We start from the raw sequence: 15,786 nt of genomic DNA on the forward strand, positions 1-15,786 counted from the left end.
AACTTTTAACCTTCACCGTTCGCGTTATCGGTGTCTTTCGACACATGACGACCGCGAAAATCAATCAGGCTGTCGACAATGGCCAGGACCACTAGCAACGGATAGATCAGCTGCATGAACAGCAACAGCGTTACGTACAACCCCACCAGCCAGAAACCGGCCAGTCGCTTCTGCCCGACCAGCCCGTGAATCAGGGCCAGTCCGGCGAACACCAGCGGTACACTGCACAACGGCGTCAACATGGCCATCTGTGCACCGAGATTCGGGCCCAGAAGCATCAACGCCAGCAGTAACATCGCCGGCCCCAGCGGGATTCGGATGGCGCGAAACTCGCGACCAAAACCACCCGGGTTGTACAACAACGCCTGCCAATAACGCCCGACAATCAGGCTCAGCACGCTGACGATCTGCAACAGTGCCGCAATCAGTCCGGTCAGAACCGGTGCTATCAGGGACGCGAAACGCGCTTGCTCATCGACCGACAATTGCTTGTAGGTTTCACCAAGAAGCGCTGGCATGACCTTTATCAAGGCCTGCGCGAGCATCTCGATCTGGGCCGCAAACGCGCCCCCGAGCACCACTGAAAACACCAGTCCCACCGCCACGCTGACCAGCAGCGTGCGAACCCAGGACTCGCTTGCGCGCAATACCAACGCAAGCCCCGAAGAACCCAGCAGCACCAGAAGTGCCCGTGGGTCATCGGCATACAACCACCAGATCAATGCCGGCAGCAGTCCCAGAGAGAGAACGCCAAGGGCGTCCTTCAATCCGCGCCGCAGAAGCACAAAGCTCCCGGCGGCAGCACCCAACCAATACAACAACGGCAATGTTGCACATCCAGCCACTACAAGAGTGGCCTGCATGCGGCCGCGCATGATGAACTCAGCTAAGGCACGCATGCATTCAATCCTTTGCTACTTGTCGACTGCCCGGTCTCAGCGGCCGTGGCTGTCGGTGTAGGCCAGCAGGGCCAGGAAGCGGGCGCGCTTGATAGCGGTGGCCAGCTGACGCTGATAACGAGCTTTGGTACCGGTGATGCGGCTTGGAACGATTTTGCCGGTCTCGGATACGTAGGCTTTCAGAGTGTTGAGATCTTTGTAATCGATCTCTTTCACGTCTTCAGCGGTGAAGCGGCAGAATTTACGACGACGGAAGAAACGTGCCATTTGATAGGCTCCTTAAAAGGTCCGTGGATTACTCGTCAGCGTTATCGCTGTTGTCGCTGTCATCACTATCAGCGCTTTCGGCGCCTTCGTGCTCAGGACGGTCGCGACGCTCACGGCGCTCACTGCGGTTTTCTTCAGCCTTGAGCATCTCGGATTGGCCGGTAACGGCTTCTTCGCGACGGATGACCAGGTTACGGATCACTGCATCGTTGTAGCGGAAGTTGTCTTCCAGCTCGGCCAGAGCCTTGCCAGTGCATTCAACGTTCAGCATCACGTAGTGAGCCTTGTGAACATTGTTGATTGCGTAGGCCAGTTGACGACGGCCCCAATCTTCCAGACGGTGGATTTTGCCGCCGTCTTCTTCGATCAGCTTGGTGTAACGCTCAACCATGCCGCCGACTTGCTCGCTTTGATCCGGGTGGACCAAAAAGATGATTTCGTAATGACGCATGAATGCTCCTTACGGGTTGTAGCCTGCCGTTCAAAAACGGTCAGACAAGGAGTGAATGACACTTATGGACTTGCTGGCGATGGGCACCTCGGTGCCTGCCGTCACAGCAAGGGGCGCAATTGTAGAGAAGGGACTGCGGAGGCGCAAGGCAATTGGTGATTATTTGAACAACACCAGACTTCGCCCTGACACATGACACTGTGGGAGCGAGCCTGCTCGCGATTGGCCTCCACATTCAGCAATGATGCTGAATGTTACTGCGCCATCGCGAGCAAGCTCGCTCCCACATTTGAATCGCGTTCGGGTCAGGACTTCTTGGCAGAAGCCTTGGCTTTCGCACCGCGCTGACGCTGCGCTTCGAACAGGCACACGCCAGTTGCCACGGAAACGTTGAGGCTGCTGACGCTACCGGCCATCGGCAGGTTCACCAGATAGTCGCAATGTTCACGAGTCAGGCGACGCATGCCTTTGCCTTCAGCGCCCATGATCAGGATGGTCGGGCCAGTCAGGTCCTGGTCATAGATGCTGACCTCGGCCTCACCCGCCGTGCCGACAACCCACAAACCGCGTTGCTGGAGTTTTTCCAGGGTGCGCGCCAGGTTGGTCACCGCCACCAACGGAATCACTTCCGCCGCGCCGCAAGCCACCTTACGCACGACTGGCGTCAGGGTAGCGGATTTGTCTTTCGGCACGATCACTGCCAGCGCACCGGCAGCATCCGCCGAACGCAGGCAAGCGCCGAGGTTGTGCGGGTCGGTCACACCGTCGAGCACCAACAGCAACGGTGCACCTTCGGTACGATCGAGCAATTCGTCGAGCATTGCCTCGCCCCAGACCTGGCTCGGACTTACATCCGCCACCACGCCCTGATGCACGCCTTCAACCCAGGCATCCATTTCGCGACGTTCGGCCTGACCGACCTGGACACGATTCTCGTTGGCCAGTTCGATCAAGGTCTGCACGCGCGGATCGTTGCGGCTTTCAGCCAGCCAGATCTGCTTGACGCGTTTCGGGTGATGACGCAGCAACGCTTCTACTGCGTGAACGCCGTAGATTTTTTCCAACTGACTCATGACTTCGCCTTCGGTTTACGTGCCCCGCCACTTTTGGCTGGAGCAGAACCCGCTTTTGGCGGGCCTTTACGGTGTTTGCTCGGTTTTGCTGGCTTGCTGCCGGAGGCCTTTTCAGGCGCCGACCGCCCGGTCTTTCCCCCAGGCGCCGCTTTACCACCGCTTTTGGCATCGGCCAGCAAGGCCTTCTTCATTTCGCGGCTTTTACGCAGCTCGGCGTTTTTTGCCACGGCATCGCTCGGGCGGTAAGCCTCGGGAGCTTTTTCCTTGGCAGGACGACGACCAGCGGCTTTTGCCGGCGCCGGCTCTGCTGCAGATTTCGCTGCGGTTTTCGCCGCAGGTGCCGAGGTTTCAGCGCCGCGCTTTTTACGACCGATTGGCGCGCTGATGGTCTTTTCAGCCATCTCGAAGTCGATCTTGCGTTCGTCGAGATCGACACGCATGACCCGCACTTCAACGGTATCGCCAAGACGGAAGCTACGACCGGTACGCTCACCGGCCAGGCGGTGATGCACAGGATCGAAGTGGTAGTAGTCGCCCGGCAGCGCGGTGACGTGCACCAGACCTTCGACATAAATGTCGGTCAGCTCGACGAACAGACCAAAACCGGTCACGGCAGTGATCACACCCGGGAACGACTCGCCCACGCGATCTTTCATGAACTCGCACTTGAGCCAGTTCACTACGTCGCGGGTCGCTTCGTCGGCACGGCGCTCGCTCATCGAGCACTGCTCGCCGAGCTGCTCCAGCGCCGCTTCGTCGTACGGATAGATACGCGCTTTCGGAATGGTCATCGCGCCGGCACGACGAACGTGCGGGGTGTCCTGTTTCGAATGGATCACGCTGCGGATTGCGCGGTGCGTGAGCAAGTCCGGGTAACGACGGATCGGCGAGGTGAAGTGGGTATAGGCTTCGTAATTCAGGCCGAAGTGGCCGTCGTTTTCAGCGCTGTACACCGCTTGGCTCAACGAACGCAGCATGACGGTCTGGATCAGATGGAAATCCGGACGGTCCTTGATGCTCGCCAGCAGTGCCTGATAGTCCTTCGGCGACGGGCCATCCTTGCCTTTATGCAGGGACAGACCAAGCTCACCAAGGAAGGCGCGCAGTTTTTCCAGACGCTCCGGCGGCGGACCGGCGTGAACGCGGTACAGCGCAGGGATTTCGTGCTTTTTCAGGAACTCTGCGGTGGCCACGTTGGCCGCCAGCATGCATTCCTCGATCAGCTTGTGCGCGTCGTTACGGGTGGTCGGGCGGATTTCGGCAATCTTGCGCTCGGTACCGAAGATGATTCGGGTTTCCTGCGTTTCGAAATCGATCGCGCCACGCACGTGACGAGCGGCCAGCAACACTTTGTACAGCGCATAGAGCTGCTTGAGGTGCGGCACGACGTCGGTGTATTCGCCACGCAATTTGCGCGCTTCGGTGGCTTTCGGTGTTTCCAGCATCGCACTGACCTTGTTGTAGGTCAGACGAGCGTGGGAATGGATCACCGCTTCATAGAAGCAGTAGTCAGTCATTTCGCCGGATTTGGAGATGGTCATCTCGCAAACCATGGCCAGACGATCAACCTGCGGGTTCAGCGAGCACAGGCCGTTGGACAGTTGCTCAGGCAACATCGGCACTACGCGCTCGGGGAAGTACACCGAGTTGCCGCGAACCTGAGCCTCGTTGTCCAGCGCCGAACCGATTTTCACGTAGCTGGAGACGTCGGCAATCGCCACGTACAACTTCCAGCCGCCGGAGAACAGGCGCAGTTTGCCTGGCTTGGCTTCGCAGTAGACCGCGTCATCGAAGTCGCGGGCATCTTCGCCGTCGATGGTGACGAACGGCAGATGACGCAGGTCGATGCGCTTCTCTTTGTCTTTGTCTTCGACTTCCGGCTTCAGCTTGGCCGCTTCTTTCAGAACGGCCTCAGGCCAAACGTGCGGGATATCGTAGGTGCGCAGGGCAACGTCGATTTCCATGCCCGGCGCCATGTAATTGCCGACAACTTCGACAATATCGCCCTGAGGCTGGAAGCGCGGGGTCGGCCAGTGAGTGATCTTCACTTCAACGAATTGGCCGATCTGGGCATTGGCGTTGCGGCCCGGGGTGACCAGCACTTCTTGCTGGATCTTCGGGTTGTCGGCAACGACGAAACCGATGCCGCCCTCTTCAAAGTAGCGACCAACAATGGTTTCGTGGGCACGGGACACGACTTCGACGATCACGCCTTCACGGCGACCGCGACGGTCAAGACCGGAAACCCGCGCCAGTGCACGGTCACCGTCAAACACCAGACGCATTTGCGCCGGGCTCATGAACAGGTCGTCGGAACCGTCGTCCGGCACCAGGAAACCGAAGCCGTCACGGTGACCGCTGATGCGGCCGAGGATCAGGTCGAGTTTATCCACCGGCGCGTACGTACCACGGCGAGTGTAAATAAGCTGAGCGTCGCGCTCCATGGCACGCAGGCGGCGGCGCAGGGCTTCGACCTGGTCTTCTGTGGTCAGACCAAATTCTTCGACCAGTTGCTCGCGGGCAGCTGGCGAACCCCGATCAGCAAGGTGCTGAAGGATCAGTTCGCGGCTGGGAATAGGGTTTTCATATTTTTCCGCTTCACGAGCGGCCTCGGGATCGAGGGACTGCCAATCGGCCATTAGAGAGTTTTCACCTTGTCTATATGCGGGTTAGTTTGGCATAGGCGCCATCAAACGGGAAATTTCAGACTATAAAGGCCCATCTAAAGCTCTGTATCGACGTTTCACAGCCGTTTTAAAGACCGCTGGTAAAAAAAATCATTTTTTTGCGCGACGGGGGTTTACAGTTAAAAACACGCTCCGTATAGTGCGCGCCATCGACGACGCACAAACGTTGCCGATGCTGCCCAGATGGTGAAATTGGTAGACACGCCAGCTTCAGGTGCTGGTGACCTTACGGTCGTGGAAGTTCGAGTCTTCTTCTGGGCACCAATTTAGAGTTTGAGACTAGATCAGTTTCAAGACTCACACAAAACCCGCGAAAGCGGGTTTTTTGCATTCTAAGGAACGCTTTTGTTAAAACTGATTTATTAATATTAAATCAGGGGTTTACAGATCAAAAAGCGCTCCGTATAGTGCGCCACATCAACAGCGGCAACGCTAGCGATGAATGCCCAGATGGTGAAATTGGTAGACACGCCAGCTTCAGGTGCTGGTGACCTTACGGTCGTGGAAGTTCGAGTCTTCTTCTGGGCACCAATTCAAATTCAAGGTTACGACCCTGGATTTCACAAAAACCCGCGAAAGCGGGTTTTTGCGTTTCTGCCTTCCAGAAACTCAAAGACCCCCCATCTCCTGTGGCACAGTCCATCACTAACAAATCCCGACCCTCCTTGGGGCGCATCTGAGAAACAATATCGTTTATCATTGTTGCAAGTTTTTGCAATGCGACAGTGAGGAACCCTGCGAATGATGTTTCGAAATACCCTGCGCCGCGGCTTGACCTTCACCCTGCTCGGCCTGGCACTCGCCACTCCCCTCTCCCAGGCTGCCGATACGGTTTCCCTGACTCTCTACAACGGTCAGCACAAGGAAGTCGGCGACGCGATCGCCAAAGCCTTCGAAGCCAAGACCGGTATTCACGTCAACGTACGTAAAGGCAGCAGCAATCAGCTCGCCAGTCAGATCGTCGAAGAAGGCGACCGCTCCCCTGCCGACGTGATCTACACCGAAGAATCCCCGCCCCTGAACAAACTCGGCGAACAGGGTCTGCTGGCCAAGGCCGATGATGCGACGCTCGCCGTTCTGCCGAAGGAATATGTCGCCGGCAATGGCACCTGGATCGGCGTGACTGCGCGGGTTCGCGTGGTCGCTTTCAACCCGAAACTGGTCGACGAAAAAGATCTGCCGAAATCGGTCTTGGAATTCTCCGATCCAAAATGGCAAGGCAAGGTCGGTTTCGTACCCACCAGCGGTGCCTTTCAGGAACAAGCAGTAGCGATCATCAAGATGCACGGGCGTGATGCCGCCGAAGAATGGCTGACCGGCCTGCGCGCCTTCGGCAAAACCTACAGCAACAACATGGTTGCGCTCAAAGCAGTGGAAAACGGCGAAGTCGCCACCGTACTGGTGAACAATTATTACTGGTTCGCCCTGCAACGCGAGAAAGGCAAACTGGACTCCAAACTGCATTACTTCACCGGCGGCGACGTCGGCGGGCTGATCACCGTGTCCAGTGCTGCGGTGCTGAAATCCAGCAAACACCCGAAAGAAGCTCAGCAATTCCTCGCCTACATGGCCAGCGAAGAAGGCCAGCGCGTGATCACTCAGACCACCGCCGAATATCCGCTACACAAAGGCATGGAATCGGATCGCGGGCTCAAGCCGTTCAGCGAACTGGAAGCACCGAAAGTCACTCCAGCCGACCTCGGCAATGCCGAAGAAGCGCTGGATCTGGAACGTGAAGTTGGCTTGAACTGATGACGGCATCGTTATCCGCCCCCGCCAAGCGCGGGGGTTACCTGCCACGGCGCAAGCGACCGTCGATCTGGCTGATACTCCCGGTTTTGCTACTGGTGGTATTGAGCCTGTTGCCGCTGGTCTACGTCGGATTGAAAGCCTGGCAGGCCGGCTGGGCCGAAGCGCTGCACTTGTTGTGGCGCCCGTATGTGTTCGGCCTGCTGCGCAACACGCTCGCCTTGATGGTTGGCGTAACGCTGACGTGCGGCGTGATCGGCCTGTCGCTGGCCTGGTTGCTGGAACGCAGCAATCTGCCGGGACGGCGCCTGTGGGGCGTGATTCTGTGCCTGCCGTTCGCGGTGCCGGCGTTCGTCAGCAGCTTCACCTGGGTGTCGTTGAGCGCACAGTTCGAAGGCCTCGGCGGGGCGATTCTGGTGATGAGCCTGTCGAAGTACCCGCTGATCTTTTTGCCGGTTGCGGCGACCCTGCGCAATCTCGACCCGTCTCTTGAAGAGTCGGCACGTACCTTGGGGCAGAACCGCTGGGGCGTGTTCTTCCGCGTCACCCTGCCCCTGCTCTGGCCATCGTTGCTGGCCGGCTCGCTGCTGATTGCCCTGCACATGCTGGTGGAATTCGGCGCACTGTCGATCATCGGCCTGCAAACCTTCACTACCGCGATCTACCAGCAATTCGAACTGGAATTCAGCAACGCCAACGCGGCGATGCTGTCTGCCGTGTTGCTGGCGCTGTGTCTTGTGTTGCTATGGCTGGAGCTGCGGGTTCGCGGCAAAGGTCGTCATGTGCGGATTGGCCAAGGCGCGGCGCGTCGGGCCGAACAAGTGAAGCTGGGGCAATGGGCGCCTGCCGGTCAGCTGTATTGCCTGACGCTGGCGATTATCGGCAGCGGGATTCCGCTGGGCATGCTGGCGTACTGGCTGGCGGTGGGTTCGTCCGCAGCGTTCCCGGTCGCAGCGATTACCGAAGCATTGCTGTCGTCGCTGGCGCTGTCGCTGGGTGGGGCGGCGCTGTGTCTGGTGCTGGCGGTGCCGGTCGGCTTGCTGGTGGTTCGCTACAAAGGACAACTGGCGATCTGGGCTGAGCGCTTGCCGTACCTGCTGCATGCACTGCCAGGATTGGTGATTGCGCTGACGCTGGTGTATTTCGCCCTGCATTACGTTCCGGTGCTGTATCAGACTTCGGCGCTGTTGCTGATCGCTTATGCGCTGCTGTTTTTGCCTTTGGCTCAGGCGCCGATTCGTACGGCACTGAACAAGGCCGCACCGCAACTGGAAGAGGCTGCGCGCACGCTTGGCGCTTCGTCGTTCACCGCGTTTTGCCGAGTGACGCTGCCGATTATCTTCCCGGCACTGGGGGCTGCGTTTGCGCTGGTGTTCCTCGATGCAATGAAGGAGCTGACCGCGACGCTGCTGCTGAGTCCGACCGGGCTGAACACGCTGGCGACCGAGGTTTGGGCGCATACCGCGAACGTCGAGTTTGCGGCGGCGGCGCCTTATGCGGCATTGTTGATTGTGGTGTCGGGGTTGCCGGTTTATCTGCTTACAACGCGGATGTATCTGAGTCGCTGAGAGCGCTTTCGCGAGCAGGCTCGCTCCCACATGAGACCGCGGTCAAAAGTGGGAGCGAGCCTGCTCGCGAAGAGGCCAGCCGAGACCATATCAGGCCCGGAACTGCCCCAAGCTTGCTTTCAACTGCGCCGCCAAGCCATCCAGCACCTTGCCGCTGGCCGTGGTTTCCACCACCGCCTGAGCGGCTTTCTCGGCCTGCGCATGAATCGTCTGAACCCGCCCACGTACCGCCTGCGCCCCTTGCGCCTGATGCGCTGCAGCCTGAGTCGCCAGACCAATCGCCGCATGCACCTGCTCGACCGACGCCTGCACCGATTGCTGCAACCGCGCACTGTCACGCAACACCAGCAAACCTTCACTGGCCTGACGCCCGGCCTGCCCGATGGCCTCAACCGCTTCACGCGCGCCCTGTTGTAACGCGACGATGTGCGCCTGAATATCGCCCGTAGAGCTTTGCGTCTTGCTCGCCAGCGCTCGTACTTCGTCCGCGACTACCGCGAAGCCACGCCCGGTTTCACCCGCCCTCGCCGCCTCAATGGCTGCGTTGAGCGCCAGCAGGTTGGTTTGCTCGGCGATGCCGTGAATCACCGTCAGCACCACTTCAATCTGCTCACTTTGCTGCGCCAACCGCTCGATGACTTTCGACCCGGTATCGACCTGCCCGGCCAGCGCCTCGATCAGGCTGCCAACCTTGGCTGACGTGCGAGTGTTCTCGTCGGTGGCCTGACGAATATCGACCACCTGCTTCAGCGCAGCCTGCATCGCATGACTTTCCGACTGCGCCTCGTCCGCCATTTGCGAGAGTGCACGCAGGCTTTCCGCGACTTCATCACGCTGCATCCCGGCCGCCGCATCGGCGCCGGCATTGCGCAGGGTCATGGCGCCGATTTCCACACCGGTACGCTGCGCCACATCACCCGCCTCACGCACAATCGGCTGCAACTTATCCACGAAGCGATTGACCGCCGAGGCCATGTCGCCGATCTCGTCCTTGCTGTTGATTTGCACACGCTTGGTCAGGTCGCCCTCGCCCGCCGCGAGATCGTCCATTGCTGCGTTGAGCATCTTCAAGCGATTGACTACGCGATGGCCGAGCACCACCGCCAGCAACAGCAATACGCCGCAACCGACCAGCGCCAGACCCATGCCGATCCGCCAGCGCAATGTCGCCGCCGCATCCTGCACAGTGCTGGTGGTATTGGCCTTCATTTCGGCGGCCGTAGATTGCGCCGATTGCAGGCGCGCGCGCATCGCCGTGGCGCTGTCGGCAGCTGCACCCTTGAGGCTGTCGCCGACCAGTTGATCGCTGCTGGCAATCAATGCCGAGAAGCGCTGATCGAGCGCCGCCAAATCGGTTTCCACCGAAGCCGTGGAAACGCCCATCAGCACTTTGCCGATTTCCACGCCATTGGGATTGATCGAGGCTTCGAGGTAGTAGACCGAGGGATCGTGCTTCGCCGCATCCAGCACTTTATCCAACGCGCGCTCGCCCTGACCCTTTTCCAGTAGGGCCTTGTTGATCGGGTTTTCGCGATTGAGATAGCGCGTCAGATGTTGCCCGGTGGCGTCGTCGTAGACCACGAACAACACGTTGGGATTACGCTGGGCGCGTCGAGCGAATTCGGACAGGGTCGGAACGTCGCTGTCCCACATGGCGCGGGGCGCGACCGAGGCCAGCAACTGGGCCATGTCATTGGCCGAGTCCTTGAGGTCTTTTTCCAGAGTCGCCCGCAGTTGCGCCTGCTCGTCTTTCAAACGCGAGGACAGGCCAGCAGTAAGGCGCTGCCGCGTACTCGACGACAAACTGTCGAGGCTCGACGTGACTTCACGCCCGGCCTGCTCCAGTTCGCCCGAGAGCTTCTGGCTGTCAGCGCCCAGGCGAGTGCCGAGATCGGCTTCCAGTGCGGTGACCGTGCTCCTTGTCAGGGCAACGGCTACCAGCACCTGCACCAAAAGGGCGATACCAAGGGTAACGAATACGGGGCGCAATAAACGGCTTTGTAACAGTGAGAGAACGGCCGACACTGTGAATACCTCTACTTCTGACGCCATTAATTTGATGGCACTCTTGTAGGAAGATTCACAGCAAAGGTCATGCCGTCCAACAGGCATAAACGACAAAGGCCCCGATTAAGGGGCCTTTGTTTTTTACATCAACGACTTATCAAGCAAACGGATGGCGCAGAACGATGGTTTCGTTGCGATCCGGGCCCGTCGAAATAATGTCGATCGGCGCGCCGATCAACTCTTCAACGCGTTTGATGTAGGCACGAGCGTTAGCTGGCAGCTCTTCCAGGGTCTTGGCGCCGACGGTCGATTCGGTCCAGCCTGGCACTTCTTCGTACACAGGCTGCAGGCCCACGTAGCTGTCAGCGTCAGTCGGAGCGACGTCCTTGCCTTCTGCATCTTTGTAGCCGACGCAGATGTTGATGGTTTTCAGACCATCGAGTACGTCCAGCTTGGTCAGGCAGATGCCCGAGATGCTGTTCACATCGATAGCGCGACGCAGGATAACTGCGTCGAACCAGCCGCAACGACGTGCGCGGCCGGTAGTAGCGCCGAACTCGTGACCTTGTTTGGCCAGGTGCGCGCCGACTTCGTCGAACAGCTCAGTCGGGAATGGACCCGAACCTACGCGAGTGGTGTAAGCCTTGGTGATGCCGAGGATGTAATCCAGGAACATCGGGCCAACACCCGAACCGGTAGCAACGCCGCCAGCGGTGGTGTTGGAGCTGGTCACGTACGGGTAGGTACCGTGATCGATGTCCAGCAGGGAACCCTGGGCACCTTCGAACATGATGTCTTTGCCAGCGCGACGCAGGTCGTGCAGCTCGGCAGTCACGTCCAGCATCAGCGGCTTGAGCAGCTCTGCGTATTCCTTGCACTCGGCCAGGGTCTTGTCGTAGTCGATGGCTGGCTCTTTGTAATAACCGACCAGCATGAAGTTGTGGTATTCCACCAATTCACGCAGCTTGTCTTCAAAGCGCGGCATGTTGAGCAGATCGCCAACACGCAGGCCACGACGTGCAACCTTGTCTTCGTACGCCGGGCCGATGCCGCGACCGGTAGTACCGATCTTCAGCTCGCCACGGGCCTTTTCACGGGCCTGGTCCAGCGCTACGTGGAAGGACAGGATCAGCGGGCAGGACGGGCTGATACGCAGGCGCTCACGCACCGGTACGCCTTTCTCTTCCAGCTTGGTGATCTCGCGCAGCAGGGCGTCAGGTGCAACCACCACGCCGTTACCGATCAGGCACTGCACGCCTTCGCGCAGCACGCCCGACGGAATCAGGTGCAAGACGGTTTTTTCGCCGTCGATCACCAGGGTGTGACCAGCGTTGTGGCCACCCTGGTAGCGCACTACGGCGGCAGCATGTTCGGTCAGCAGATCAACGATCTTGCCTTTGCCCTCATCACCCCATTGGGTGCCCAGGACTACGACATTCTTACCCATAACACTTGTCCTCATTCGCGCAAACTTGGTGCCGGCGATGGCCGGCAGGAAAACTCAAGAAGCCAGTGGCGATACTTGCCAAAGCCCGTTCTGCTGAATCAATTGCCGGTCGCAGTCCGCATCACGGGCGGCGGCCAAAGGTTGTCCAGGCAAAGCCTGAACGACACGCTGACCCTCACTGCGCAACTGGCAAACCTGCTGCCAGAGTGCCGCATCCGTACTGTCAGGCATCCAGATACCGCCAGACGGTAGCTCGATCTCAGCACGCCCCAGGGTCACCAGGGTTTTCAAATCGGTAGAGAAGCCGGTCGCCGGACGAGCGCGACCGAAGTCGGCGCCGATGTCGTCGTAGCGACCGCCCTGAGCGATGGACTGACCAACGCCCGGCACAAACACCGCGAACACCACACCGGTGTGGTAGTGGTAGCCGCGCAACTCGCCCAGATCAAAGTACAGCGGCAGCGCCGGGAAGCGCGCCGACAGACGCTCGGCGATTGCCAGCAAATCTTCCAGTGCCGCCAGTACCGGCGCCGGCGCATTGGCCAGACGCTCGCGGGCAGCGCTCAACACTTCACGCCCGCCACACAGGTCAACCAGCGCACGCAGCATGCCGGACAGATCGGCCGGCAGGCCTTCGGTCAAGGTAATGACCTCGTCGATAGCCTTGCGTTGCAACGCGTCGAACAACTGCTGCTCGACTTCGCCCGACAGACCGGCCGCCTGGGCCAGACTACGGTAGATGCCGACGTGCCCCAGATCCATGTGCACATCCGGCACATCGGCCAGTTGCAGCATGGCCAGCATCAGGCTGATCACTTCAACGTCGCTGGTCGGACTGGCGTCGCCGTACAACTCGGCACCCAACTGAATCGGGCTGCGCGAGGACGACAAGGCACGCGGCTGAGCGTGCAGCACGCTGCCGGCGTAGCACAGACGGCTCGGCCCTTCGCGACGCAGGGTGTGCGCATCAATGCGCGCCACTTGCGGCGTGATGTCGGCACGGAAACCCATCTGCCGGCCCGATTGCGGGTCGATGACCTTGAAGGTACGCAGATCCAGGTCCTGGCCCGCGCCGGTCAGCAGGGATTCCAGGTACTCGATATGGGGAGTCACGACAAACTCGTAACCCCAGCTCTGGAACAGATCCAACACCTGACGACGCGCAACTTCAATGCGCGCCGCTTCCGGTGGCAGTACTTCTTCGATGCCATCTGGCAGCAGCCAGCGGTCTACCGTTGCCATTACGCCATTCCCCTTTGATCCGGGCGGCCAGCACTAGGGCGAGCCTTGAGTGAAGCAGAAAATGATCGGTCCGTTCAAAACGCACGCGCATGAACGACGCAGCGAAAGGCCTGTTACCGGCTTCGCCCATCACTTTCCTCGAAAAACTGTCGGGCCATTCAACCCGATGCCTGCAACAAAAAACAGCAATCAAACGTGCAGACGCAAAAAAGCCGGGAATTTCCCGGCTGCCGCATCATACACACGTTTTCCCAAAGGATCACCCCGCCCGAGGTTTTAGCCGCCGGGCGGAATGATTCAGGTCAACGCTGCATCAAGGCTTGGACTTTTCCAGGTAACGGAAGAAGTCGCTGCTTGGGTCGAGGACCATGACGTCGGTTTTGTTCGCGAAGCTTTCACGGTAGGCACGCAGGCTACGGTAGAAACCGTAGAACTCCTGATCCTGGCCGTAGGCCTTGGAGTAGATCGCAGCGGCCTGGGCATCACCATCACCGCGAACCTCTTCAGATTCACGATAGGCTTCAGCCAGCAGCACGCGGCGTTGACGATCGGCGTCGGCACGGATGCCTTCTGCCAGCTCGTTACCCTTGGCGCGGTGCTCGCGAGCTTCACGCTCACGCTCGGTGCTCATACGCTCGAACACGCTGCGGTTAACTTCTTTCGGCAAATCGATAGCCTTGACCCGGACATCGACAACTTCGATACCCAGCTCTTTTTCTGCCATCGAGTTCAGCGAAGCGGTGATGTCAGCCATCAGCGCATCACGCTCACCCGACACAACTTCGTGCAGGGTGCGCTTGCCGAACTGGTCACGCAGGCCCGATTCCAGACGACGCGACAAGCGCTCGTCGGCAATCTGCTTGAGGCCGGAAGTCGCGGTGTAGAAGCGCTCGGCATCTTTCACGCGCCACTTGGCGTAGGCATCGACCATCACGGCTTTCTTTTCCAGGGTCAGGAAGCGCTGTGTCGGTGCATCCAGCGTCATCAGACGTGCGTCAAATTTACGCACCTGGTTAACGTAAGGCACTTTCACATGCAGACCCGGCTGAACATCCGCCTGAACCACACGACCGAATTGCAGCAACACCGCACGCTCGGTCTGAGCCACGATGTAGAAGCAGTTCCAGCCAACCAGTAACACAACGACGCCAACAATCAGGGCGATCAGCGATTTATTGCTCATCAGCGGGTCTCCCTTGTGCGCGTCTGCGGCAGGTCAGTGACATGCGGCGCGACGTCCGTGTTGTTGCTGGCAGCGGCCGAACCGGTTACCGGCGCATTGCCGCCCGAACCGTTCTGGATCATTTTGTCCAACGGCAGGTACAACAGGTTGCTCTGGCCGTTTTTGTTGCCGGTCACGAGAACCTTGCTGGTGTTGCTGAAGACTTCCTGCATGGTGTCCAGATACAGACGCTGGCGGGTGACTTCAGGTGCCTTGCGATACTCGGCGACCAGTTTGGTGAAGCGATCAGCCTCACCCTTGGCGCGCGAGACGGTTTCGTCACGGTAGCCGTTGGCATCTTCAATGATGCGCTGGGCCTGACCACGGGCTTCCGGCACGACGCCGTTGGCGTAGGTTTCAGCCTGGTTGCGCGAACGCTGCTCGTCTTCACGGGCGCGGATCACGTCATCAAAGGCTTCCTGTACTTCACGCGGTGCAGCGGCGTTCTGTACGTTGACCTGAGTAACGGTGATACCGGTGCGATAAGTGTCGAGGAAGCGTTGCAGACGCTCCTTGATTTCGCTGGCCATCAGCTCACGACCTTCGGTCAGCACCTGGTCCATGGCGGTAGAACCCACCACGTGGCGCAGCGCACTGTCGGTCGCATGTTGCAGGCTGATTTCCGGCTGGTCGACGTTCAGCACGAAGTCCTGCAGGTTGCTGATCTTGTACTGCACGGTCAGCGGCACTTCGACGATGTTCTCGTCTTCGGTCAGCATCTGGCCCTGCTTGGTGTACGCACGCTCACGCGTTACGTTTTCCATGTACTTCTTGTCGATCGGCGGGAAGTAGATGTTCAGACCCGGGCCGACAGTCTCGTAGTACTTACCGAAGCGCAGCACTACGGCTTGCTCCTGCTCGTCCACTACGTATACCGCGCTGTACAGCCAGACAGCCGCCAGCACAACGAGGACGATGCCGAGCAGGCCGCCGAAGCCACCACTGCTCTTGCCCGAACCACCGCCGTCATCACCACGTTTCTTACCACCACCGAACAACCCGTTCAGGCTTTCCTGCAGCTTTCGGAAGGCCTCGTCGAGATCTGGTGGCCCCTTGCGGTCGCCGTTATTGCGGCGCTTGCCACCCCAAGGATCCTGATTGTTCGAGTTGCCACCCGGCTCATTCCAAGCCATAGCGCTCTCCATCTGATAAAGCAAAGACGCACCCACGGCGC

General features: G+C 59.4%; 12 protein-coding genes and 2 tRNA genes. 4 read left to right on the forward strand and 10 right to left on the reverse strand.

Going from position 1 to position 15,786, the window contains the following annotated elements; genetic code table 11:
* Positions 1–5 precede the first annotated feature (5 nt).
* From ACTWLJ_RS04205 to rnr, 5 genes are all read right to left on the reverse strand, one after another.
* Positions 6–899: a hypothetical protein gene (locus ACTWLJ_RS04205; RefSeq protein ID WP_401214686.1), complete on the reverse strand. Its 894-nt coding sequence runs from the start codon at positions 897–899 to the stop codon at positions 6–8.
* Between the two features lie 36 nt (positions 900–935).
* Positions 936–1,166 (reverse strand): 30S ribosomal protein S18, encoded by a 231-nt coding sequence (rpsR, locus tag ACTWLJ_RS04210; protein WP_002551829.1) that lies wholly within the window; start codon positions 1,164–1,166, stop codon positions 936–938.
* Between the two features lie 28 nt (positions 1,167–1,194).
* Complete coding sequence (gene rpsF / locus ACTWLJ_RS04215) at positions 1,195–1,617, reverse strand: 30S ribosomal protein S6 (RefSeq protein ID WP_003217491.1); 423 nt, start codon at positions 1,615–1,617, stop codon at positions 1,195–1,197.
* A gap of 305 nt (positions 1,618–1,922) precedes the next feature.
* Positions 1,923–2,690: a 23S rRNA (guanosine(2251)-2'-O)-methyltransferase RlmB gene (gene rlmB, locus ACTWLJ_RS04220; RefSeq protein WP_123530785.1), complete on the reverse strand. Its 768-nt coding sequence runs from the start codon at positions 2,688–2,690 to the stop codon at positions 1,923–1,925.
* On the reverse strand, positions 2,687–5,329 hold the full coding sequence (gene rnr / locus ACTWLJ_RS04225; RefSeq protein WP_445179977.1) for a ribonuclease R: 2,643 nt from the start codon (positions 5,327–5,329) through the stop codon (positions 2,687–2,689). Before rnr ends, rlmB begins: the two co-directional genes overlap by 4 nt.
* Positions 5,330–5,554: 225 nt before the next feature.
* Between rnr and ACTWLJ_RS04230 the strand changes: the two genes are divergently transcribed.
* The 4 genes from ACTWLJ_RS04230 (at position 5,555) to ACTWLJ_RS04245 (ending at position 8,694) form a co-directional block, all read left to right on the forward strand.
* Positions 5,555–5,641: transfer RNA gene (locus ACTWLJ_RS04230), tRNA-Leu, on the forward strand.
* Positions 5,642–5,821: 180 nt separating this feature from the next.
* Positions 5,822–5,908 (forward strand) — tRNA-Leu (locus ACTWLJ_RS04235).
* A 210-nt stretch (positions 5,909–6,118) separates the two neighbouring features.
* Positions 6,119–7,129, forward strand: a complete 1,011-nt coding sequence (locus ACTWLJ_RS04240; protein ID WP_445179978.1) for an iron ABC transporter substrate-binding protein — start codon at positions 6,119–6,121, stop codon at positions 7,127–7,129.
* On the forward strand, positions 7,129–8,694 hold the full coding sequence (locus tag ACTWLJ_RS04245) for an ABC transporter permease (RefSeq protein WP_445179979.1): 1,566 nt from the start codon (positions 7,129–7,131) through the stop codon (positions 8,692–8,694). Before ACTWLJ_RS04240 ends, ACTWLJ_RS04245 begins: the two co-directional genes overlap by 1 nt.
* Before the next feature lie 90 nt (positions 8,695–8,784).
* On the opposite strand, the gene ACTWLJ_RS04250 is transcribed toward ACTWLJ_RS04245, so the two are convergent.
* From ACTWLJ_RS04250 to hflK, 5 genes are all read right to left on the reverse strand, one after another.
* On the reverse strand, positions 8,785–10,719 hold the full coding sequence (locus tag ACTWLJ_RS04250) for a methyl-accepting chemotaxis protein (RefSeq protein WP_445179980.1): 1,935 nt from the start codon (positions 10,717–10,719) through the stop codon (positions 8,785–8,787).
* A 139-nt stretch (positions 10,720–10,858) separates the two neighbouring features.
* Complete coding sequence (locus ACTWLJ_RS04255; RefSeq protein WP_445179981.1) at positions 10,859–12,148, reverse strand: adenylosuccinate synthase; 1,290 nt, start codon at positions 12,146–12,148, stop codon at positions 10,859–10,861.
* 54 nt (positions 12,149–12,202) lie between these two features.
* Positions 12,203–13,390 carry an ATP phosphoribosyltransferase regulatory subunit gene (locus ACTWLJ_RS04260; protein ID WP_445179982.1) on the reverse strand — a complete coding sequence of 396 codons (1,188 nt, stop codon included), beginning with the start codon at positions 13,388–13,390 and terminating at the stop codon, positions 12,203–12,205.
* A 313-nt stretch (positions 13,391–13,703) separates the two neighbouring features.
* Positions 13,704–14,573 (reverse strand): protease modulator HflC, encoded by an 870-nt coding sequence (hflC, locus tag ACTWLJ_RS04265; protein ID WP_401216125.1) that lies wholly within the window; start codon positions 14,571–14,573, stop codon positions 13,704–13,706.
* Positions 14,573–15,745 carry an FtsH protease activity modulator HflK gene (gene hflK / locus ACTWLJ_RS04270; RefSeq protein WP_445179983.1) on the reverse strand — a complete coding sequence of 391 codons (1,173 nt, stop codon included), beginning with the start codon at positions 15,743–15,745 and terminating at the stop codon, positions 14,573–14,575. The genes hflC and hflK overlap by 1 nt, the downstream gene beginning before the upstream one ends.
* Positions 15,746–15,786 lie beyond the last annotated feature (41 nt).

The sequence above is a fragment of the Pseudomonas sp. McL0111 genome (assembly GCF_052567255.1).

Coding starts and splice junctions, on each gene's coding strand:
- rnr (WP_445179977.1), bottom strand. CDS start 5,329: ATGGCCGATTGGCAGTCCCTCGATCCCGAGGCCGCTCGTGAAGCGGAA.
- ACTWLJ_RS04260 (WP_445179982.1), bottom strand. CDS start 13,390: ATGGCAACGGTAGACCGCTGGCTGCTGCCAGATGGCATCGAAGAAGTA.
- ACTWLJ_RS04245 (WP_445179979.1), top strand. CDS start 7,129: ATGACGGCATCGTTATCCGCCCCCGCCAAGCGCGGGGGTTACCTGCCA.
- ACTWLJ_RS04255 (WP_445179981.1), bottom strand. CDS start 12,148: ATGGGTAAGAATGTCGTAGTCCTGGGCACCCAATGGGGTGATGAGGGC.
- ACTWLJ_RS04240 (WP_445179978.1), top strand. CDS start 6,119: ATGATGTTTCGAAATACCCTGCGCCGCGGCTTGACCTTCACCCTGCTC.
- ACTWLJ_RS04205 (WP_401214686.1), bottom strand. CDS start 899: ATGCGTGCCTTAGCTGAGTTCATCATGCGCGGCCGCATGCAGGCCACT.
- hflC (WP_401216125.1), bottom strand. CDS start 14,573: ATGAGCAATAAATCGCTGATCGCCCTGATTGTTGGCGTCGTTGTGTTA.
- rpsR (WP_002551829.1), bottom strand. CDS start 1,166: ATGGCACGTTTCTTCCGTCGTCGTAAATTCTGCCGCTTCACCGCTGAA.
- rpsF (WP_003217491.1), bottom strand. CDS start 1,617: ATGCGTCATTACGAAATCATCTTTTTGGTCCACCCGGATCAAAGCGAG.
- hflK (WP_445179983.1), bottom strand. CDS start 15,745: ATGGCTTGGAATGAGCCGGGTGGCAACTCGAACAATCAGGATCCTTGG.
- rlmB (WP_123530785.1), bottom strand. CDS start 2,690: ATGAGTCAGTTGGAAAAAATCTACGGCGTTCACGCAGTAGAAGCGTTG.